Source organism: Streptomyces sp. NPDC012825 (assembly GCF_042900925.1).
In the GTDB taxonomy this organism is placed as follows: Bacteria; Actinomycetota; Actinomycetes; order Streptomycetales; family Streptomycetaceae; genus Streptomyces.
Map to the genome: position 1 here is coordinate 421452 of NZ_JBIBBZ010000001.1, position 20002 is coordinate 441453.

Consider the following 20002-nt stretch of genomic DNA (forward strand, 5'->3'; position numbering starts at 1 on the left):
TAGGGTGCTCGGCATGTCCCCGCGCGCTCCTCTCCCGCCCCCGCCCCCGCCCCCGCCCGCCGAACTCCGGAGCCGGCCCGACCGGGATGCGCTGCTCGCCGACCGGGCGCGTGCGCTGGGCGAGTTGGGGCGGCGGCTGCTCGGCCCCGGACGGCTCGCGATGTTCCTGGTGGCGTTCGCGCTGCTCCAGCTCGGCCGGGGGCTGATCGGGGTGCTGCTCGGCTCGCTCGGCGACCCCCTCGACGTGATCAGCGTGTTCATCGTGCTCTGCGCGGCGGCGCTCGGCATCGGGGTGCTCGCCCCCGGGGTGTGGCTGACCGTGCGCGGGCTGCGGCGCGACCGGGTCGCCCGGGAACGCCTCGTCCGGTGGGCGGCCCTCGACCGGCACGGCCCGACCGACGCCCGGCTGCGCGCCCCCGCCCTGAGCGCCTGCCGGCTGGTGCTGTCCTTCGTGATGTGCGCGGCCGGGCTCTGGACGGGCTTCGCCGTCCCGGCGGGCGCCACCCGGGACAACGGCGGCCACGGCCTCGTCGCCTACGGCATGGGCGCCGCCCTGATCCTCTGGATCACGGACCTCACCGGCCTGGTGAAGGCCGTCGGCCACTACCGGTTCGCGGTGCGGCTCACCGCTCCCCGCCCGCCCGCACCGGCCGCCCGATCAGCATCGTAGGGGCGCCCGCGACCCGGGTGAGCAGGACCGTCGCCGCGTTCGGGCCCTTCGGCTTCACCTTGCGGCGGATCTCCTCCGGCTCGACCGCCGAGCCCCGCTTCTTCACGGTCAGGGTGCCGACCTCCCGCTCCCGCAGCAGGGCCTTCAACTTCTTGAGGTTGAAGGGGAGTTCGTCGGTGATCTCGTACGAGGCGGCGTACGGGGTCGGGACGAGCGCGTCCGACGTCACGTACGCGATCGTCCCGTCGACCAGGCCGCCGTCCAGTTCCTCGGCCACCTCGGCCACCAGGTGCGCGCGGATGACCGCGCCGTCCGGCTCGTACAGGTAGCGGCCCACCGGCCGGACCGCCGGGTCGGGCAGGCCGCGCCCGGCGAGGGTCGCGCCGGAGGGCAGCAGCGTGGCCCGGCGCGCGCCCGGCTCCGCGCCGAACCACAGCACGGCCTCCTTCACGTCCCCGCCGTCCGAGATCCACTCCGCCCCGGCCCCCGCCGGAACGGCCTCGTGCGGGATGCCCGGCGCCACCTTCAGGGCCGCGTGCGGGGCCTTCCGGGCCGCCTCGACCGCCCAGGAGAGGGGCGGGGAGTACGCCTCCGGGTCGAAGATCCTGCCCCGGCCGCCGCGCCGCGCCGGGTCCACGAAGACGGCGTCGTACGGGCTGGTGTCGATCTCCGTCACGTCCGCGCACCGCACCTCGATCAGGCCGGACAGGCCGAGCGCCTCGGCGTTGGCGCGGGCCGCCTCGGCGGTCAGCGGGTCGCGGTCGACGGCGAGGACGGAGATCCCGGCGCGCGCGAGGGCGATCGCGTCGCCGCCGATCCCCGAGCACAGGTCCGCCACGCTCCCGACGCCCAGCGCCTTCATCCGGCCGGCCCGGTACGCGCCGACCGAGGCGCGGGTCGACTGCTCGACGCCGTTCGGCGTGAAGTACATCCGGTACGCGTCCTCCGCGCCGAACTTCGCCACCGCCCGCTGCCGCAGCCGCGCCTGGCCGAGCGCCGCCGTGACCAGCTCGGCGGGATGGTCGCGGCGCAGCCGGGACGCGACCGCCAGCTCCCGGGCGGGGTCGTAGTCGCGCAGGGCGGCGAGGAGCGTCTGCCCCTCGGGGGCGAGCAGGGCGGCGAAGGAGGCGAGGTCGGTCACCCGTCCCATTCTGGGGCCTGTTCCGGCGCCGGGGAGCTGTGGGCCGGCCGGGGGACGGTGGGCCGGGTACGGCGGTGTCGCGGCCGGAAGGGGTCGCCGCGCTGACAGGATGCGGCGCCATGCAGCTCGTACGACAAAAGGAACAGACGATGAGAAAAGGCGCGCACCGCTCCCGTCGGACGCTCGGAGCGGCGCTCGTCGTCGCCGCCCTCGCCTCCGCCGCCACGGCCTGCTCCGGCGCCGCCCCGGACCGCGCCGCACCGCCCTCCCCCGTCTCCTCGCCGCCCTCCCCCGCCTCCGGGCAGCAGGCCCCGAAGAAGGGCGCCGCCGCGCCCGAGTCGCAGGCCGGAAAGGCCGAGAAGCTCCGCGCCAGGAAGGCCGCCCGCGCGCTCGCCGCCAGGAAGTGGGGCCTCGCCGGGCCCCCGCTCGAAGCGCCCGCCCCGCCGGCCGTCAAGCCGGCGATCACCACCCGCAAGGGCTTCGAGACGAAGAGCGAGGGCATGCCGCCCGTCTTCACCACCGTGCCGACCAAGGAGAAGATCGTCTTCCTGACGATCGACGACGGCGCGGAGAAGGACCCCGAGCTGCTGCGGATGATGAACGAGCTGGACATCCCCTACAGCGCCTTCCTCAGCGACTACGTCGTCAGCGACGACTACGCCTACTTCGCCCGGATGCAGAAGTCGCGGAAGGGCGGGGTCGCCCTCCACAACCACACCCTCAACCACCGTTACCTGCCCGGACTCTCGTACGCCCGGCAGGAGCGCGAGATCTGCGGCATGCAGGACGTCATCGAGAAGAGGTTCGGCAAGCGGCCCGAACTCTTCCGCCCGCCGTACGGCAACTACAACGACGACACCCTGCGCGCGGCCAGGTCCTGCGGCATCAGGGCCGTCCCGCTGTGGGCCGCCGAGGCCTTCCCCGACCGCATGGAGTGGCGCGAGTGGGACCGGGACCTGCACCCCGGCGACATCGTCCTCACCCACTTCCGGGGCGAGGAGGACTGGAAGGGCAGCATGGCCGACATGGTCCGCCGCGTGATGAACGTGATCACGGCCAAGGGGTACGCGGTCGCCAAGCTGGAGGACTACGTGTGAGGTCCGGGGGCGCGGGGAGGAGGTCGCCGAGGGACGCGGGAAGGGGTCGCCGCGGGACCCGCGGAGGACCCCGTACCGGACGCGTCCGCGTCCCGGAACCCCGTACAACCGCGCACGCGGTCACGCCACGGAGCGAGGAATTGGCACTCCGCTTGACCGAGTGCTAATCGCGGTCATAGTCTCGGCTTTGGCACTCCCCACCGGAGAGTGCCAACACAGCGACGGGCAGGTCCGGCACCCGCGACGACGGATCCACCTGGTTCGCCACCTCAGACAGTCAACCCCGTGATCTCCGAAGGGGGAGGTCGGATCGTGACGACCACCAGCTCCAAGGTTGCCATCAAGCCGCTCGAGGACCGCATCGTGGTCCAGCCGCTCGACGCCGAGCAGACCACCGCCTCTGGCCTGGTCATCCCGGACACCGCCAAGGAGAAGCCCCAGGAGGGCGTCGTCCTGGCCGTCGGCCCGGGTCGCTTCGAGAACGGCGAGCGCCTGCCGCTCGACGTCAAGACCGGCGATGTCGTGCTCTACAGCAAGTACGGCGGCACCGAGGTGAAGTACAACGGCGAGGAGTACCTCGTCCTCTCGGCCCGCGACGTGCTCGCGATCGTCGAGAAGTAAGTCACCCCAGGCCAGAAGGCTTTGAGCTGCGCCCCGAGGCCCCTTCCCGGGCGCCCCGGGGCGCCGTTCGTTCCACCAGCAGATTCCGAGAGGGCTGAACCGCTCCCATGGCGAAGATCCTGAAGTTCGACGAGGACGCCCGTCGCGCCCTTGAGCGCGGCGTCAACAAGCTTGCCGACACGGTGAAGGTGACGATCGGCCCCAAGGGCCGCAACGTCGTCATCGACAAGAAGTTCGGCGCCCCCACCATCACCAACGACGGTGTCACGATCGCCCGCGAGGTCGAGATCGAGGACCCGTACGAGAACCTCGGCGCCCAGCTGGTGAAGGAGGTGGCGACCAAGACCAACGACATCGCGGGTGACGGCACCACCACCGCCACCGTGCTCGCCCAGGCCCTGGTCCGCGAGGGTCTGCGCAACGTCGCCGCCGGCGCCTCCCCGGCCGCCCTGAAGAAGGGCATCGACGCCGCCGTCAAGGCCGTGTCCGAGGAGCTCCTCGCCACCGCGCGCCCGATCGACGACAAGTCCGACATCGCCGCCGTCGCCGCGCTCTCCGCGCAGGACCAGCAGGTCGGCGAGCTCATCGCCGAGGCGATGGACAAGGTCGGCAAGGACGGCGTCATCACCGTCGAGGAGTCCAACACCTTCGGCCTGGAGCTCGACTTCACCGAGGGCATGGCCTTCGACAAGGGCTACCTGTCCCCGTACATGGTGACCGACCAGGAGCGCATGGAGGCCGTCCTCGACGACCCCTACATCCTGATCAACCAGGGCAAGATCTCCTCGATCCAGGACCTGCTCCCGATCCTGGAGAAGGTCATCCAGGCCGGCGCCGGCAAGCCGCTCCTGATCATCGCCGAGGACGTCGAGGGCGAGGCCCTGTCGACCCTGGTCGTGAACAAGATCCGCGGCACCTTCAACGCCGTGGCCGTCAAGGCCCCCGGCTTCGGCGACCGCCGCAAGGCCATGCTCGGCGACATCGCCACCCTCACCGGTGCCACCGTCATCGCCGAGGAGGTCGGCCTCAAGCTCGACCAGGCCGGTCTGGACGTGCTCGGCACCGCCCGCCGCGTCACCATCACCAAGGACGACACCACCGTCGTCGACGGTGGCGGCGACTCGTCCGAGGTGCAGGGCCGCGTCAACCAGATCAAGGCCGAGATCGAGTCCACGGACTCCGACTGGGACCGCGAGAAGCTCCAGGAGCGCCTCGCGAAGCTGGCCGGCGGCGTGTGCGTGATCAAGGTCGGCGCCGCCACCGAGGTGGAGCTGAAGGAGAAGAAGCACCGTCTGGAGGACGCCATCTCCGCGACCCGCGCCGCGGTCGAGGAGGGCATCGTCTCCGGTGGTGGCTCCGCGCTCGTCCACGCCGTCAAGGTCCTGGAGGGCAACCTCGACAAGACCGGCGACGAGGCCACGGGTGTCGCGGTCGTCCGCCGCGCCGCCGTCGAGCCGCTGCGCTGGATCGCCGAGAACGCGGGCCTGGAGGGCTACGTCATCACCTCGAAGGTGGCGGAGCTCGACAAGGGCCAGGGCTTCAACGCCGCGACCGGCGAGTACGGCGACCTGGTCAAGGCCGGCGTCATCGACCCGGTGAAGGTGACGCGCTCCGCCCTGGAGAACGCCGCCTCGATCGCCTCCCTCCTCCTCACCACCGAGACCCTCGTGGTGGAGAAGAAGGAAGAGGAGCCGGCGGACCACGGCCACGGCCACGGTCACGGCCACTCGCACTGAGGCCCGTAGCTGACCACCGAGGCCCGGTGCCCCCGTCGCGGGGGCACCGGGCCTCGGCGCGTTCCCGCCTACTCCTCCACCGCTCCGAGCCGCTCCATCAGCCCGAGCATGTCGTACTGCCACCAGTCCTCGACGACCTTGCCGTCGTCCCGGAAGCGCTGGATCAGCGTGCCGGTCATCCGGACGTCGATGCCGGTGGGCTGGAGGCCCATGAAGTCGCCGGTGTGGGTGGCGTCGCAGGTCCAGCGGGTGCAGACGCGGTCGCCCTCGGCGATCTGGTCCTCGACGGTGAAGGCGAAGTCGAACCCCTGGCGCCACATCCCGATCCCGCGGCGGATCGCGTCCATGCCGATCGAGTCCTGCACGTCGGAGGGGTCGTGGCTGTGACACCCCTCGGCGACCACCTCGTCCAGCGGCGGAAGCTCCCCCGGCGTGCCGATCAGCTCCAGGAACCGGCGCGCGACGGCCTTGCACAGCTGCTCGTCCCGCACGACGTCCAGGTCGGTGAAGGTCGGCATCCCGTCGCAGAGCGCGACCATCTCGTGGAAGAGCCGGTCGGTCTCGGGAAGGTGGGAGTTCCGCATCGCCACGTCGTACGAGGGGAACTCGACGATCTCCACGAAGTGCGCGCCGTCGGACCGGTCCTTCCCGAGGACGCTGTGGGTGGCCGTCCGCCTCCCCTCGGTCTGCTCGGCCCACCGGTCCATGAGCCGGTTCATCTCGTCGAAGCGGCTCGTCCTGCAGTCGATGATCTGTACGAAGGTCATGACGCCTCCCGGGGCGGCAGGGACGTCTCCATTCTAGGACGGGCCCCGGAGGGCGGGGCGAACGCGAGTGCGAGCACCTTCCCCCCTCCGCCTCCGCTACTGCGGGCCGTACTTGCGCCCCGCCCTGGAGGAGACGCCGCCGAGCAGACCGCGCGGCGCCAGCTTCACCACGCCCATCAGGGCCTTGTAACGGGGGTCGGGGATCGACAGCGTCTTCCCCCGGGCCAGGTCGGCCAGGGCCGCGGAGACCAGCTTGTCCGCGTCGAGCCACATCCAGCCCGGGATGTTGTCCGTCCCCATCCCGGCCCGCTCGTGGAACTCGGTCCGCACGAAGCCGGGGCAGAGCGCCATCAGGCGCACCCCGCTGCCCGCCAGGTCCTTCGCCGCGCCCTGGGTGAACTGCACGACCCACGCCTTCGAGGCGCCGTACGTGCCCCGGGGCACGAAGGCCGCCACCGAGGCGACGTTCACCACCCCGCCCCGGCGCCGCTCCCTCATCGAGGCGGCGGCGGCCGAGGTCAGCCGCAGCACGGCCTCGCAGTGCACCGTGAGCATCTTCAGCTCGTCGGCCATGGAGACTTCCAGGAACCGGCCCTTGTTGCCGAAGCCGGCGTTGTTCACCAGCAGGTCCACCGGCCGCCTCGGGTCGGAGAGCCGCGCCTCGACGGCGGCGATCCCCTTCTCCTCGGAGAGGTCCGCCGCGAGCACCTCGGCCTCCACCCCGTGCCGGTCGTGCAGTTCGGTCGCCTGCTCCCGGAGCCGCTTCACGTCCCGGGCCACGAGCACGACGTCGTGTCCGTCGGCCGCGAGCCTCCGGGCGAAGGCGGCCCCGATGCCCGCGGTGGCCCCCGTAATCAGTGCAGTCGTCATACGGGCACGGTAGTGCCCCGCCCGGACCCGGGCACCGGCGCGGCCCCCGTTCACGCTCGGCGGGGCCGGGGGAGGTCTCACGGGTACCTCTCAAAGGCTTTCGGCAATATTCGCTTCCCTTCCCAAGACTCGCTTATGCTGGAGCGCATGATCGAGGCACGCCACCTCCGCGTCCTGCGGGCCGTCGCCGCCACCGGCTCCTTCTCGGCCGCCGCGCGCGAACTCGGCTGCACCCAGCCCGCCGTCAGCCAGCAGATGAAGGCCCTCGAAGCCTCCGCCGGCACGCCGCTGCTGATCCGCACGGGCCGCGAGATGCGCCTCACCCAGGCGGGTGAGGTCCTGGTGCGCCACGCCTCCGGCATCCTCGCCGGGCTCACCGCCGCGGAGGAGGAGGTCGCCGCCATCGCCGGCCTCCGCGCGGGCCGGGTCCGCCTGGTCTCCTTCCCGAGCGGCAGCTCCACCCTCGTCCCCACCGCCCTGGCCGCGCTGCGGGCCGCCCACCCCGGCACCCGGGTCTCCCTCGTCGAGGCCGAGCCGCCCCGCTCGATCGAGATGCTCCGCGAGGGGGACTGCGACATCGCCCTGGCCTTCCGGTACGGGGCGGGGCGGGCCGAGTGGGACGACCTCGTCGTCCGCCCGCTCCTCGCCGACCGGCTCGTGGGCCTGGTCCCCGAGGGGCACCGGCTCGCCGGGTCCGGCCCGGTCGGCATCGGGGAGCTGGCGGACGAGTCCTGGATCGCGGGCTGTCCGCGCTGCCGCCGCCAGCTCGTGGACGTCTGCGAGGAGGCGGGCTTCACGCCCCGCATCGACTTCGCCACCGACGACTACCCGGCCGTCGTGGGCCTGGTGGGGGCGGGCCTGGGCGTGGCCGTCCTGCCGGCCCTCGCCATCGAGTCCGTACGGCCCAGGGGTGCGCGGACCGTGGCCGTGGAGCCGGCCGTGGAGCGGGAGATCGTGGCCCTGACCCTGCCGGACCTCGCGCAGGTCCCGGCGGTCGCCGCCACGCTGGACGAGCTGACGCGCGCCGCCACGCGCGCGTAGGCACCTGCGCGGTGCCCTCACGCGCGTGGGCGCGGTGGGCGTTGCCGTTCCCGGCTCCCGGTTCTCGTGTCCGGGCTCTCGGCGTCTCGGTTCTCGTGCGTTCCCCGACTACTCGAAGAAACGTTCCTTCACATGGACGACGGCGCGTTCGTCGGTGCCGTGGGGGCCGTCGTGATCAGACGGTTGCGGGCGCGCCCCATGAGTTCCTCGCGTTCGTCCTCGGTGAGGCCGCCCCAGACGCCGTAGGGCTCCCGCACGGCGAGTGCGTGTGCCGCGCACTCCGCGCGCACCGGGCACCGCATGCAGACCTCTTTCGCCGAGTTCTCACGCGCACTCCGTGCCGCGCCGCGCTCTCCCTCGGGGTGGAAGAACAGGGAGCTGTCGACCCCGCGGCAGGCCGCGAGCAGCTGCCAGTCCCACAGATCGGCGTTGGGTCCGGGAAGGCGGGAGAAATCTGCCATTGCGCTTGTCCCCTTGAAACCGTGTCGAACGGATAGGTGGGCGGGTGGATGGCTGACGGCCGGGGTCCTTCCGTCCCCGACAGGTCGGGTCGTTACACCTACTGTCTAAGTAGATGTAAATATGACTCATTGCGAATCTAGCCACAGACACCGCGAAAAGGGAAGAAATCCCGCTAAATGGTGCATAGCTTTTGATCTCGCGACAGAACGGCCGCGTCGCTCTTCTCCGCGCACGGCCCCTCACGTAGAGTGCCGAAGCCTGCCGTCCGACCCGTAACTCTTTCGAGTGACCGTCGTTGAGAGTGCGGAGGCGGTTGGCGGAACAAGCGATCGGGCAGGTGTCCGAGAGCGTCGACCGCACAGGTGACGATACGTACAGCCCTGGAGGCTCAAGGTGACGCGCAACAGCTGCGAGAGCCGCGGAGGTCAGGCATGACATCCGTCCTCGTCTGCGACGACTCCCCGCTTGCCCGAGAGGCGCTCCGCCGGGCGGTCGCGACCGTGCCCGGCGTCGAGCGCGTGACCACCGCGGCCAACGGCGAGGAAGTCCTCCGCCGCTGGGGCGCGGACCGCTCGGACCTGATTCTTATGGACGTGCGCATGCCCGGCCTGGGCGGCGTGGAAACCGTCCGCCGGCTGCTCTCGGCGGACCCCGGCGCCCGGATCATCATGCTCACGGTCGCCGAGGACCTCGACGGCGTCGCGCTCGCGGTCGCCGCGGGTGCCCGCGGCTACCTGCACAAGGACGCCTCGCGCGCCGAGCTGCGGGCCACGGTCACCCAGGCGCTCGCCGACCCGACCTGGCGGCTCGCCCCGCGCCGCCTCCGCTCGGCCGAGATGGGCGCCGCGCCCACCCTCACCGCGCGCGAGATCCAGGTCCTCGAAGGCATGAGCCACGGCCGGTCCAACGCCGAGATCGGGCGCGAGCTCTTCCTCTCCGAGGACACGGTCAAGACCCACGCCCGGCGCCTCTTCAAGAAGCTGGGCGCCTCGGACCGCGCCCACGCCGTCGCGCTCGGCTTCCGCTGGGGCCTGGTTCGCTGACACCGCAGGTCACCCGCCGTATCCCCGTCCTCCGTCCGCGTCCGTCGCGGGGTGGACGGGGTGGGCTTGTGTCACTTCCCCGCCGGATGACGCATCCTTGAGACGTGGAGTTCCTCGGGGACGAGTCGATCGAGCGGGAGGGGAGGGCGCGGGAGATGAGTGCCGGCGCACCTACTCATAACGCTTCGGTGCACAACTACGGACGCGGTGCCACGGACGCGGAAGCGCCGGGGCACCATGGAGCGATGCGCGACGACGAGACCGCGGGGTCCCCCACGCCTGCCGGGCGGGGAGAGATCGGCGCGCTCGTCCACCGCGCGGTCGACGGCGACGCGCAGGCCACGCACGACCTCCTCGCGCGCGTGCACCCGCTCGCCCTGCGGTACTGCCGCACCCGCCTCAACCGGCTGCCCGGCGACGCCCGCCACTTCGTCGAGGACCTCGCCCAGGAGGTCTGCGTCGCCGTCCTCATGGCGCTGCCGCGCTACAAGGACACGGGCAGGCCCTTCGAGGCCTTCGTCTTCGCCATCGCCGGGCACAAGGTCGCCGACCTCCAGCGGGCCGCCATGCGGCACCCCGGGTCCACGGCCGTGCCCTCCGACGAGATGCCCGAACGGCCCGACGACTCCCTCGGGCCCGAGGAGCGGGCGCTGCTCAGCGACGACGCCGAGTGGGCCAAGAAGCTGCTCGCCAACCTCCCGGAGAACCAGCGCGAGCTGCTCGTGCTCCGGGTCGCCGTCGGGCTCACCGCCGAGGAGACCGGGCAGATGCTCGGCATGTCCCCCGGCGCCGTCCGGGTCGCCCAGCACCGCGCCCTCAGCCGACTGCGCGCGCTGGCGGAGCAGTAGTCCGCCCCGATCGATCCGCTCCGATCGCCGCCCCCCTCGGGCCGTCCCGCCGACCCCGGCCGGATGGTAAGCCCCGACGGCTCCCGTCGTCCCTTCCGTACACGTGCGAACGTCCAAAGCCGCCCGCTGATCTTGGTCGTGGAATGAGACACCGCTCGGGCCCGTTAGCATGGACATCCCGCACCGATCAAGGCCATTTGGGAAGGTGTCATGACTGCCAACGTCGACGGAGTGCCCGACAAATTCGCGACACTCGGGCTGACCTACGACGACGTGCTGCTGCTGCCGGGAGCCTCCGAGGTCCTCCCGAACGCGGTCGACACCTCGTCCCGCATCTCGCGCAACGTCCGCGTCAACATCCCGCTGCTCTCGGCGGCGATGGACAAGGTGACCGAGTCCCGCATGGCCATCGCGATGGCCCGGCTGGGCGGCGTCGGCGTGCTCCACCGCAACCTGTCCGTCGAGGACCAGGTCAACCAGGTCGACCTGGTCAAGCGCTCCGAGTCCGGCATGGTCACCGACCCCATCACGGTGCACCCGGAGGCGACCCTCGCCGAGGCGGACGCGCTGTGCGCCAAGTTCCGCATCAGCGGCGTCCCCGTCACCACCCCCGACGGCAAGCTGCTCGGCATCGTCACCAACCGCGACATGGCCTTCGAGACCGACCGCGACCGCCAGGTCCGCGAGGTCATGACGCCGATGCCGCTGGTCACCGGCAAGGTCGGCATCTCCGGCGTCGACGCCATGGAGCTGCTGCGCCGCCACAAGATCGAGAAGCTGCCGCTGGTCGACGACGCGGGCGTCCTCAAGGGCCTCATCACCGTCAAGGACTTCGTCAAGGCGGAGAAGTACCCGAACGCCGCCAAGGACTCCGAGGGCCGCCTGCTCGTCGGCGCCGCCGTGGGCGCCAGCCCCGAGGCCCTGGAGCGCGCCCAGGCGCTCGCCGCCGCCGGCGTCGACTTCCTGGTCGTCGACACCTCGCACGGCCACAACAGCAACGCCCTGAGCTGGATGGCGAAGATCAAGTCGAGCGTCGACGTCGACGTGATCGGCGGGAACGTCGCCACCCGCGACGGCGCGCAGGCGCTGATCGACGCCGGCGTCGACGGCATCAAGGTCGGCGTTGGCCCCGGCTCGATCTGCACCACCCGCGTGGTCGCCGGCATCGGCGTCCCGCAGGTCACCGCCATCTACGAGGCCTCCCTCGCGGCCCGCGCCGCCGGCGTCCCGCTGATCGGCGACGGCGGTCTCCAGTACTCCGGCGACATCGGCAAGGCGCTGGCCGCCGGCGCCGACACCGTGATGCTCGGCAGCCTCCTCGCCGGCTGCGAGGAGTCGCCCGGCGAGCTGCTCTTCATCAACGGCAAGCAGTTCAAGTCGTACCGCGGCATGGGCTCGCTCGGCGCCATGCAGTCCCGCGGCCAGGGCCGGTCCTACTCCAAGGACCGCTACTTCCAGGCCGAGGTCTCCTCCGACGACAAGCTCGTCCCCGAGGGCGTCGAGGGCCAGGTGCCCTACCGGGGCCCGCTCTCCAACGTCCTGCACCAGCTCGTCGGCGGCCTCCGCCAGACCATGGGCTACGTGGGCGCGGCCACCGTCGCGGAGATGGAGTCCAAGGGCCGCTTCGTGCGGATCACCGCGGCGGGCCTCAAGGAGAGCCACCCGCACGACATCCAGATGACGGTCGAGGCGCCGAACTACAGCAGGAAGTAACGCGCGCGAGGGTGAGGGGCGGTTCCGGGATGTGGCCGGAACCGCCCCTCCCACGTGTGTCGGGGATACTGGTAGGCGCAGACGTAGAGGGAAAGGCCACACATCGTGACTGAGATCGAGATCGGGCGCGGCAAGCGCGGCCGCAGGGCGTACGCGTTCGACGACATCGCCGTCGTGCCCAGCCGGCGCACCCGGGACCCGAAGGAGGTCTCGATCGCCTGGCAGATCGACGCCTACCGGTTCGAGCTGCCGTTCCTGGCCGCTCCGATGGACTCGGTGGTCTCGCCGCAGACCGCCATCCGGATCGGCGAGATGGGCGGCCTGGGCGTCCTGAACCTCGAAGGCCTGTGGACCCGGTACGAGGACCCGCAGCCGCTGCTCGACGAGATCGCGGAGCTGGACGAGGCCACCGCGACCCGCCGCCTCCAGGAGATCTACTCCGCCCCCATCCAGGAGGACCTGATCGGGAAGCGCATCAAGGAGGTGCGCGACTCCGGCGTCGTCACCGCCGCCGCGCTCTCCCCGCAGCGCACCGCGCAGTTCTCCAAGGCCGTCGTCGACGCCGGCGTGGACCTCTTCGTCATCCGCGGCACCACGGTCTCCGCCGAGCACGTCTCGGGCGCGGCCGAGCCGCTGAACCTGAAGCAGTTCATCTACGAGCTGGACGTCCCGGTCATCGTCGGGGGCTGCGCCACGTACACCGCGGCCCTGCACCTGATGCGCACCGGCGCCGCGGGCGTCCTGGTCGGCTTCGGCGGCGGCGCCGCGCACACCACCCGCAACGTGCTCGGCATCCAGGTCCCGATGGCGACCGCCGTCGCGGACGTGGCCGCGGCGCGCCGCGACTACATGGACGAGTCCGGCGGCCGGTACGTGCACGTCATCGCCGACGGCGGCGTGGGCTGGTCCGGCGACCTGCCGAAGGCCATCGCCTGCGGCGCGGACGCCGTGATGATCGGCTCCCCGCTGGCCCGCGCCACGGACGCGCCCGGCAAGGGCCACCACTGGGGCATGGAGGCCGTCCACGAGGACGTGCCGCGCGGCAAGCTGGTCGACCTGGGCATCGTCGGCACCACCGAGGAGATCCTCGCGGGCCCGTCGCACACCCCGGACGGCTCGATGAACTTCTTCGGCGCCCTGCGCCGCGCGATGGCCACCACGGGCTACAGCGAGCTCAAGGAGTTCCAGCGCGTCGAGGTCACGGTCGCGGACGCGCAGCACAAGCGCTGACCGCTTCCGTACGTACGGAGAGGGGCCCCGCACCGGGTGGTGCGGGGCCCCTCTCCGTATGCCCGCGCGGTTACCGGGCGGCCTTCTTGGCGCCCGAGAACGCGGCGAAGGCGGCGAGGCCGAAGAACAGGAAGGTGAGCGGGCCCAGGCCCTCCTTCCACGCCGCCGTGATCACGTCGAAGTGGTCGAAGAAGAGCTCGGTGGCGGGGACGCCCAGCTCCTTGCCGCCGATGATCGCGAGGAGGATCAGCTCGCCGAGGTAGACCGCGCCGAGCGAGAGCACGGCGCCGGCCACCGGCAGCGCCGGGCTGGCCCCGCCGACCTTGCCGGCCGCGAGGCCGACGAGGAAGCCGACGCCGACGGCGGCCCAGCCGATCTCGCGCTCCACGGCGCCGGCGATGCCGCCGTAGGCCGCGGCGGCGACGAGGGCCGCGACGAACGCGGCCAGCAGGCCGAGCCCCACGTTGTCGCGGACGGGCGCGGGCGGCGGCGCCGCCGGGTAGGGCTGCGGCGCGGCGCCCTCGGCGAACGGGTTGCCGGACGGCGGAACGGACTGGCTCATGCGGTGGATCCCCCCGGGGAACGGAACGCGCGAGCGCGCGTTCGAGAGGCCCGGAGACTAGCAGTCCGCCGTGACACCGGCACCGGGGTCACCACCCGCCGTCGCGGCCGGGCGGTCGTCGGCTCAGAGGCGGTGGGCCGCGCCCGCCGGGGTGGCGCCGCGGGTGTCCAGGAGGAGCTGGGCCTTCACCGACAGGCCCTGGAGGTCGTAGGTGCGGTGGTGCTGGAGCAGGACCGTCAGGTCGGCGTGGGCGGCGGCCTCGTAGAGGGAGTCCGCGCGGGGGACGGGGAGTTCGCGGACGCGCCAGTCGGGGACGTGCGGGTCGTGGTAGCTGACGGCCGCGCCCAGGTCCATCAGACGGCGGGCGATCTCGTCGGCGGGCGAGCCCTGCCGGTCGGGCAGGTCGGGCTTGTACGTGATGCCGAGCAGCAGGATCCTGGCTCCCCGCGCCGACTTCCCGTGCTCGTTGAGGAGGGCGGCGGCGCGCCGCACGACGTATCCCGGCATGCGCTCGTTGACCTGGCCCGCGAGTTCGACGAGGCGGAGCGGGCGGTGGGCGCCGACGGTGTCGACGGGGACGCCGTGGCCGCCGACGCCGGGGCCGGGGCGGAAGGCCTGGAAGCCGAAGGGCTTGGTCTCGGCGCAGCGGATGACGTCCCACAGGTCGACGCCGAGCTCGTGGCAGAGGACCGCCATCTCGTTGACGAGGGCGATGTTGACGTGCCGGAAGTTGGTCTCCAGGAGCTTGACCGTCTCCGCCTCGCGGGGTCCACGCGCGCGTACCACCTTGTCGGTGAGGCGTCCGTAGAAGGCGGCGGCGGACTCGGTGCAGGCGGGGGTGAGGCCGCCGATGACCTTGGGGGTGCCGGCGTAGCCGCGGGTGCGGCTGCCGGGGTCGAGCCGGCCGGGGGAGTACGCGAGGTGGAAGTCGCGGCCCGCGCGCAGTCCGGAGCCCGTTTCGAGGACGTCGCGGAGCAGGCCCTCGGTGGTGCCCGGCGGGACGGGGGACTCCAGGAGGACGGTGGTGTGGGGGCGCAGCCGGGTGGCGAGCGCGCGGGCGGCGTCGGTGACGGCGGTGAGGTCGAGGGACCGGTCGGGGCCGAGGGGGGTCGGGGCGCAGAGCACGGCGGTGCGGACCCGGCCGAGTTCGGCGGCGTCGTGGGTGGGGCGGAAGCCCCCCGCGAGCATCCGGCGGACCTCGGGGACGGTGAGCGGGCCGTCGACCGGGGAGCGGCCGGCGGCGAGTTCGGCGGCGGGCCGCGGGTCGGTGTCGTAACCGATGGTGTCGACGCCCGCGGCGGTGGCGGCCTGGGCGAGGGGGAGTCCGTGGTGGCCGAGGCCGATGACGGCGAGATCAGCGGGCATGGGGGGTGGGCCGTCCTTCCCAGTAGCCGGAGGGGGCGCGACGCGCAAGCCCGGTGGGCGGAACGGGTCGCGCGCAATGTCAGACTAGGCGTAAATATGACCGTTATGTCGCATTGGAGGCCGCAGGTCGCCGAGTGTTGTCCACAGGTCGGTGGCGAGGCGGTGGCTGAACTCGCCGGGGCGGGACAGAATCGAGCTGTGAGCCGGACCGCACGGTCCCGGCTCGCTCGCGGGAGAGGGTGTGTGCGGGAGCCGGGCGCGGGAAGCCGTGTGCGGGAAGGCCCGCGCGCGGGAAGGACGGGGGAACGACGGGAGGCGGCAGACGTGAGGACAGCGACACTGGGACCGGCCGAGCGCACCGAGGCGCTCGTCGCCATGGCCGGGCGCGAGCTGGACGTGCTGGTCGTCGGCGCCGGAGTGGTCGGCGCCGGGACGGCCCTCGACGCCGTCACGAGAGGCCTCTCCACCGGCATCGTCGAGGCCCGCGACTGGGCGTCGGGCACCTCCAGCCGGTCCAGCAAGCTCATCCACGGCGGCCTGCGCTACCTGGAGATGCTGGACTTCGCCCTGGTGCGGGAGGCGCTCAAGGAGCGCGGCCTCCTCCTGGAGCGGCTCGCCCCCCACCTGGTGAAGCCGGTCCCCTTCCTGTACCCCCTCCAGCACAAGGGCTGGGAGCGGTTCTACGCCGGCTCGGGCGTCGCGCTGTACGACGCGATGTCGCTCTCCTCCGGGCACGGCCGGGGCCTGCCCGTCCACCGGCACCTCTCCCGGCAGAGCGCCCTGCGCGTCGCCCCCTGCCTCAAGAAGGGCGCCCTCGTCGGCGCACTCCAGTACTACGACGCCCAGATGGACGACGCCCGCTTCGTCACCACCCTCGTGCGCACGGCCGCCTCCTACGGCGCCAAGGCCGCCAGCCGCGCCCGGGTCGTCGGCTTCCTGCGCGAGGGCGAGCGGGTCGTCGGCGCGCGCGTCCAGGACGTCGAGGCCGGCGCCGAGTACGAGATCCGGGCCAAGCAGATCGTCAACGCCACCGGGGTGTGGACCGACGACACCCAGGCCCTCATCGGGGAGCGCGGCCAGTTCCACGTCCGCGCATCCAAGGGCATCCACCTCGTCGTGCCCAAGGACCGCATCCACTCCACCACCGGACTGATCCTGCGCACCGAGAAGTCCGTCCTCTTCGTGATCCCCTGGGGCCGTCACTGGATCGTCGGCACCACCGACACCGACTGGGACCTCGACAAGGCCCATCCCGCCGCGTCCAGCGCCGACATCGACTACCTCCTGGAGCACGTGAACACGGTGCTCGCCACCCCGCTCACCCGCGACGACGTCGAGGGCGTCTACGCCGGTCTGCGCCCCCTGCTCGCCGGGGAGTCGGACGCCACCAGCAAGCTCTCGCGCGAGCACACCGTCGCCCACCCCGTCCCCGGCCTGGTCGTGGTGGCCGGCGGCAAGTACACGACGTACCGCGTGATGGCGAAGGACGCCGTCGACGAGGCGGTCCACGGCCTCGACCAGCGCGTCGCCCCCTGCGTCACCGAGGACACCCCGCTCCTCGGCGCCGAGGGCTACCGGGCCCTGTGGAACGCGCGGGCCGGGATCGCCGCCCGGCACGGGCTGCACGTCGTGCGGATCGAGCATCTCCTCAACCGGTACGGCTCCCTGACGCAGCAGATCCTCGATCTGATCGCCGAGGACCCCCGGCTCGGCGAACCCCTCCCGGCGGCCGACGACTACCTGCGCGCCGAGATCGTCTACGCCGCCTCGCACGAGGGCGCCCGGCACCTCGACGACGTCCTCACCCGGCGGACCCGGATCTCCATCGAGACCTTCGACCGGGGCACGCGCAGCGCCCGCGAGTGCGCGGAGTTGATGGCCCCGGTCCTCGGCTGGGACGCCCGCCAGATCGACAAGGAGGTCGAGCACTACGAGAAGCGGGTGGAGGCCGAGCGCGAGTCGCAGCGGCAGCCCGACGACCTGACGGCGGACGCCGCGCGGCTGGGGGCGCCGGACATCGCACCCCTCTGACCGGGCCGGGACGCTCCTGCGCGTGTGCCCGTGGACGCCTCCGTTCCTACCGCGGTGCACAACTGACGGAACGTCCGGTCCCGCCGGTCGTCCGGGTCGCCCGCATACCGGTGGGAACCTGGGAGGCGCCCGGCGGCGTCGTCATCCCGGAGTACGGACCCGGGGGCGCCGCCGGTCCCGAGGTGAGGGACAATGGGCTCTCTTCCAGGGCGGGTTAACGCATCACGCGGGAAGCGGCAGACGCGGCGAAGACCAGGGATCGCAGAGGGGACGCATGTCGGAGGCGGAGCAGTCGCGGGACACGGCGAAGGACCCCGGGCGGGACGCCGCGGGGGCCGCGACCGACAGCGACCGAGGAACGGTCCCGGCCGCGCGTGAGCCGGAGCGGGACGCGAAGGACGCGCGGGTCGAGCGGGGTGCGCGGACCCCGGAGGACGGCGCGGAGCGGAAGCCGGGCGGCGGGTCCGCCGGGTCGGCGGAGAGCGTCGAGGACGCGAGGCCGGCGACGGATGCCGGGGCCGATTCCGGGTCCGCGACGGATGCCGGGGCCGCACCGGACGCCGGGGCCGGGTCCGGGCAGGACGCCGGGTCCGGGCCGGACGCCGGATCCGGGGCCGCTTCGGGAGACGGGTCCGTCTCCGGCGGTGCGGGCGGGAAGTCCGCTTCGGGCGTCTCGGTCGTGAAGGGCGCCGGGGATCCGAGGACCGACGGCGTGACAGGGCCCGGAGCGGGTGACGCGGCGGCCGGTGCCGGTGCGGCCGGGCGGCTGCGGGGGACCGAGCCGTCGACCGGGCGCGCCGGGTTCGGCGCCGGGGACGGCGACGGCGGTCGCGGGACGGCCGCGACCGGTGCGGCGCGCGGCGGCGACCGGCTCCGCAAGGCCCCCGCCGGCGAAGGACGGCTGCTCGCGGGCCGCTACCGGCTCGGCGCGGTCCTCGGACGCGGCGGCATGGGCACCGTGTGGCGCGCCGTCGACGAGACCCTCGGCCGTACCGTCGCCGTGAAGGAACTCCGCTTCCCCGGCAGCATCGACGAGGACGAGAAGCGGCGCCTCATCACCCGGACCCTGCGCGAGGCGAAGGCCATCGCCCGGATCCGGAACAACGGCGCCGTCACCGTCTACGACGTCGTCGACGAGGACGACCGCCCGTGGATCGTCATGGAGCTCATCGAGGGCAAGTCCCTCGCGGACGCCGTGCGCGAGGACGGCACGCTCACGCCCCGGCGCGCCGCCGAGGTCGGCCTCGCCATCCTCGACGTGCTGCGTTCGGCGCACCGCGAGGGCATCCTGCACCGCGACGTGAAGCCGTCCAACGTGCTGATCGCCGAGGACGGCCGGGTCGTCCTCACCGACTTCGGCATCGCCCAGGTGGAGGGCGACCCCTCGATCACCTCCACCGGCATGCTCGTCGGCGCCCCCTCGTACATCTCGCCGGAGCGTGCCCGCGGCCACAAGCCCGGCCCGGCCGCCGACATGTGGTCGCTCGGCGGCCTCATCTACGCGGCGGTCGAGGGCAGCCCGCCGTACGACAAGGGCTCCGCCATCGCCACCCTCACGGCGGTGATGACCGAACCCGTCGACCCGCCGAGGAACGCGGGCCCCGACCTGGAGAAGGTCATCTACGGCCTGCTCGCCAAGGACCCGGCGCAGCGCCTCGACGACGCCGGCGCCCGGGTCCTGCTGCGGGCCGTGCTCGACGCCCCGGAGACGGCGCCCCCGGCCTCCCCCGAGGTCACCAGGGTCGTACCGCTGCCGCCGATCCCCGAGCAGGCCCCGGCGGCCCCGGCGGGCGCCCGGGGCGGGGCCCCCGACGCGGCCGCCGACCGGGTGCGGGGCGCCCTGAAGTCCGTGCGCAACGCGGCGGCCTCCGCGAAGGCCGAGCCGAGGCCGAGGACCGCGCCGCACCCGGGACCCGCGCCGGTCCGGGGCGGCGGCAGGCAGGCCCCGGCCCGCGCGCCGCTGACCGACGTCGTGCCGCGCCGCACCCTGGTCATCATCGCCGCGGTCGTGGTCGTCGCCCTGCTCGGGACGATCCTGGCGGTCTCCCTCGGCGGCGGGGACGAGGGCAGCCAGGGCAAGGAGGGCACCACGGCGTCGGCCGGCGCCTCCGCGGGCGGTGACGGCTCCGGCGGCGCGGACGGCTCCGACGGCGGCAAGGGCCAGACCCCGTCCGACCCCGGCCAGCAGGGCGGCGCGCAGCCCGGCGGCGACGGCGCCGACGGCTCGGCGGGCACCGACGGCGCGACGGGTTCGACGGGTTCCACGGGGACGGCGGACGGCGGGCAGGGCGCCACGCCGTCCGGCACGCCCGACGGCGGCACCGGCGGCCGGCTGCCCGCCGGATACGCCCTCGTCACCAGCGACCGCTTCCACTTCTCCATGGCCATGCCCTCGTCCTTCGGGCTGAGCACCATCCCGGGGTACGCCCTCGGCGGGATCTTCAGCGAGAACGGCGGCTTCCCGCGCGTCCAGGTCGACTACAACGACAGCCCGAAGGACAACGCGGCGAGCGCCTGGGAACTGGCCAAGATCGGCGTGGCCGCCACCAGCGAGGACTACAGGCACCTCGGCATAAGGACCGTCTCGTACAAGGGCTATCCGACCGTCGCCGACTGGGAGTTCGAGCGCACGCAGAAGGGCGTGCGCGTCCACGTGCTCAACCGCGGCTTCAAGGCGGACACCGGGCGCGGCTACTCCATCATGGTCAGCTGCGCGGCGGACGAGTGGAACGGCGAGGAGTGCCGGACCCTGCGGGAGACGGCGTTCGCCACGTTCAGCCCCAAGGACTGACCGGTGCCCCGTAT

Annotated in this window: 17 protein-coding genes; 11 read left to right on the top strand and 6 right to left on the bottom strand. The window is 73.0% G+C overall.

Annotated elements, in window-relative coordinates; translation table 11 throughout:
- Positions 1-13: 13 nt before the first annotated feature.
- Positions 14-670 carry a hypothetical protein gene (locus ACFY7E_RS02180; protein WP_389479724.1) on the top strand — a complete coding sequence of 219 codons (657 nt, stop codon included), beginning with the start codon at positions 14-16 and terminating at the stop codon, positions 668-670.
- Here the strand turns inward: ACFY7E_RS02180 and ACFY7E_RS02185 are convergent.
- The gene (locus ACFY7E_RS02185) at positions 624-1820 is read right to left on the bottom strand and encodes a methyltransferase domain-containing protein (RefSeq protein ID WP_389479726.1); all 1197 of its coding nucleotides are present in this window, start codon (positions 1818-1820) and stop codon (positions 624-626) included. The two genes, ACFY7E_RS02180 and ACFY7E_RS02185, sit on opposite strands and share 47 nt — an antisense overlap.
- A gap of 140 nt (positions 1821-1960) precedes the next feature.
- Here ACFY7E_RS02185 and ACFY7E_RS02190 point away from each other — a divergent pair, with 140 nt between their 5' ends.
- The 3 genes from ACFY7E_RS02190 to groL all read left to right on the top strand — a co-directional run bounded on the left by ACFY7E_RS02190 (position 1961) and on the right by groL (position 5265).
- Positions 1961-2908 carry a polysaccharide deacetylase family protein gene (locus ACFY7E_RS02190; protein WP_389479728.1) on the top strand — a complete coding sequence of 316 codons (948 nt, stop codon included), beginning with the start codon at positions 1961-1963 and terminating at the stop codon, positions 2906-2908.
- Between the two features lie 312 nt (positions 2909-3220).
- Positions 3221-3529 (top strand): co-chaperone GroES, encoded by a 309-nt coding sequence (groES, locus tag ACFY7E_RS02195; protein WP_015035628.1) that lies wholly within the window; start codon positions 3221-3223, stop codon positions 3527-3529.
- A gap of 107 nt (positions 3530-3636) precedes the next feature.
- Entirely contained in the window at positions 3637-5265 is a 1629-nt protein-coding gene (groL, locus tag ACFY7E_RS02200) for a chaperonin GroEL (RefSeq protein ID WP_389479730.1), read from the top strand.
- 68 nt (positions 5266-5333) lie between these two features.
- Here groL and ACFY7E_RS02205 read toward each other — a convergent pair whose 3' ends face one another.
- Positions 5334-6032 carry an ester cyclase gene (locus tag ACFY7E_RS02205; protein ID WP_389479732.1) on the bottom strand — a complete coding sequence of 233 codons (699 nt, stop codon included), beginning with the start codon at positions 6030-6032 and terminating at the stop codon, positions 5334-5336.
- Between the two features lie 96 nt (positions 6033-6128).
- Positions 6129-6902, bottom strand: coding sequence for an SDR family NAD(P)-dependent oxidoreductase (locus ACFY7E_RS02210; protein WP_389479734.1), 774 nt, complete (start codon positions 6900-6902; stop codon positions 6129-6131).
- A 147-nt stretch (positions 6903-7049) separates the two neighbouring features.
- On the opposite strand from ACFY7E_RS02210, the gene ACFY7E_RS02215 reads away from it, so the two are divergent.
- Positions 7050-7943: a LysR family transcriptional regulator gene (locus tag ACFY7E_RS02215; RefSeq protein ID WP_383446789.1), complete on the top strand. Its 894-nt coding sequence runs from the start codon at positions 7050-7052 to the stop codon at positions 7941-7943.
- 128 nt (positions 7944-8071) lie between these two features.
- Here ACFY7E_RS02215 and ACFY7E_RS02220 read toward each other — a convergent pair whose 3' ends face one another.
- Entirely contained in the window at positions 8072-8404 is a 333-nt protein-coding gene (locus ACFY7E_RS02220; protein ID WP_389479737.1) for a WhiB family transcriptional regulator, read from the bottom strand.
- A gap of 432 nt (positions 8405-8836) precedes the next feature.
- On the opposite strand from ACFY7E_RS02220, the gene ACFY7E_RS02225 reads away from it, so the two are divergent.
- The 4 genes from ACFY7E_RS02225 to ACFY7E_RS02240 all read left to right on the top strand — a co-directional run bounded on the left by ACFY7E_RS02225 (position 8837) and on the right by ACFY7E_RS02240 (position 13239).
- Positions 8837-9448, top strand: coding sequence for a response regulator transcription factor (locus ACFY7E_RS02225; protein WP_003948568.1), 612 nt, complete (start codon positions 8837-8839; stop codon positions 9446-9448).
- Between the two features lie 245 nt (positions 9449-9693).
- Entirely contained in the window at positions 9694-10296 is a 603-nt protein-coding gene (locus ACFY7E_RS02230) for a sigma-70 family RNA polymerase sigma factor (protein WP_383446794.1), read from the top strand.
- Between the two features lie 210 nt (positions 10297-10506).
- Positions 10507-12009, top strand: coding sequence for an IMP dehydrogenase (gene guaB / locus ACFY7E_RS02235; RefSeq protein WP_383446796.1), 1503 nt, complete (start codon positions 10507-10509; stop codon positions 12007-12009).
- 105 nt (positions 12010-12114) lie between these two features.
- Complete coding sequence (locus tag ACFY7E_RS02240; RefSeq protein WP_383446799.1) at positions 12115-13239, top strand: GuaB3 family IMP dehydrogenase-related protein; 1125 nt, start codon at positions 12115-12117, stop codon at positions 13237-13239.
- Between the two features lie 70 nt (positions 13240-13309).
- On the opposite strand, the gene ACFY7E_RS02245 is transcribed toward ACFY7E_RS02240, so the two are convergent.
- Positions 13310-13801 (bottom strand): hypothetical protein, encoded by a 492-nt coding sequence (locus ACFY7E_RS02245; protein ID WP_389479740.1) that lies wholly within the window; start codon positions 13799-13801, stop codon positions 13310-13312.
- A 123-nt stretch (positions 13802-13924) separates the two neighbouring features.
- A complete protein-coding gene (locus tag ACFY7E_RS02250) occupies positions 13925-15166 on the bottom strand; it encodes a nucleotide sugar dehydrogenase (RefSeq protein ID WP_389479742.1) in 1242 nt (413 codons plus the stop codon).
- A gap of 324 nt (positions 15167-15490) precedes the next feature.
- Between ACFY7E_RS02250 and ACFY7E_RS02255 the strand changes: the two genes are divergently transcribed.
- Both ACFY7E_RS02255 and ACFY7E_RS02260 read left to right on the top strand, forming a co-directional pair.
- Positions 15491-17197, top strand: a complete 1707-nt coding sequence (locus tag ACFY7E_RS02255; protein ID WP_389479744.1) for a glycerol-3-phosphate dehydrogenase/oxidase — start codon at positions 15491-15493, stop codon at positions 17195-17197.
- Positions 17198-17471: 274 nt separating this feature from the next.
- Positions 17472-19988, top strand: a complete 2517-nt coding sequence (locus ACFY7E_RS02260; RefSeq protein ID WP_389479746.1) for a protein kinase — start codon at positions 17472-17474, stop codon at positions 19986-19988.
- Positions 19989-20002 lie beyond the last annotated feature (14 nt).

Excerpts from the sequence above, each read along its gene's own strand:
- ACFY7E_RS02180 (WP_389479724.1), top strand. The coding sequence starts at position 14 with ATGTCCCCGCGCGCTCCTCTCCCGCCCCCGCCCCCGCCCCCGCCCGCC.
- ACFY7E_RS02185 (WP_389479726.1), bottom strand. The coding sequence starts at position 1,820 with ATGGGACGGGTGACCGACCTCGCCTCCTTCGCCGCCCTGCTCGCCCCC.
- ACFY7E_RS02190 (WP_389479728.1), top strand. The coding sequence starts at position 1,961 with ATGAGAAAAGGCGCGCACCGCTCCCGTCGGACGCTCGGAGCGGCGCTC.
- groL (WP_389479730.1), top strand. The coding sequence starts at position 3,637 with ATGGCGAAGATCCTGAAGTTCGACGAGGACGCCCGTCGCGCCCTTGAG.
- ACFY7E_RS02205 (WP_389479732.1), bottom strand. The coding sequence starts at position 6,032 with ATGACCTTCGTACAGATCATCGACTGCAGGACGAGCCGCTTCGACGAG.
- ACFY7E_RS02210 (WP_389479734.1), bottom strand. The coding sequence starts at position 6,902 with ATGACGACTGCACTGATTACGGGGGCCACCGCGGGCATCGGGGCCGCC.
- ACFY7E_RS02215 (WP_383446789.1), top strand. The coding sequence starts at position 7,050 with ATGATCGAGGCACGCCACCTCCGCGTCCTGCGGGCCGTCGCCGCCACC.
- ACFY7E_RS02220 (WP_389479737.1), bottom strand. The coding sequence starts at position 8,404 with ATGGCAGATTTCTCCCGCCTTCCCGGACCCAACGCCGATCTGTGGGAC.
- ACFY7E_RS02225 (WP_003948568.1), top strand. The coding sequence starts at position 8,837 with ATGACATCCGTCCTCGTCTGCGACGACTCCCCGCTTGCCCGAGAGGCG.
- ACFY7E_RS02230 (WP_383446794.1), top strand. The coding sequence starts at position 9,694 with ATGCGCGACGACGAGACCGCGGGGTCCCCCACGCCTGCCGGGCGGGGA.
- guaB (WP_383446796.1), top strand. The coding sequence starts at position 10,507 with ATGACTGCCAACGTCGACGGAGTGCCCGACAAATTCGCGACACTCGGG.
- ACFY7E_RS02245 (WP_389479740.1), bottom strand. The coding sequence starts at position 13,801 with ATGAGCCAGTCCGTTCCGCCGTCCGGCAACCCGTTCGCCGAGGGCGCC.
- ACFY7E_RS02250 (WP_389479742.1), bottom strand. The coding sequence starts at position 15,166 with ATGCCCGCTGATCTCGCCGTCATCGGCCTCGGCCACCACGGACTCCCC.
- ACFY7E_RS02260 (WP_389479746.1), top strand. The coding sequence starts at position 17,472 with ATGTCGGAGGCGGAGCAGTCGCGGGACACGGCGAAGGACCCCGGGCGG.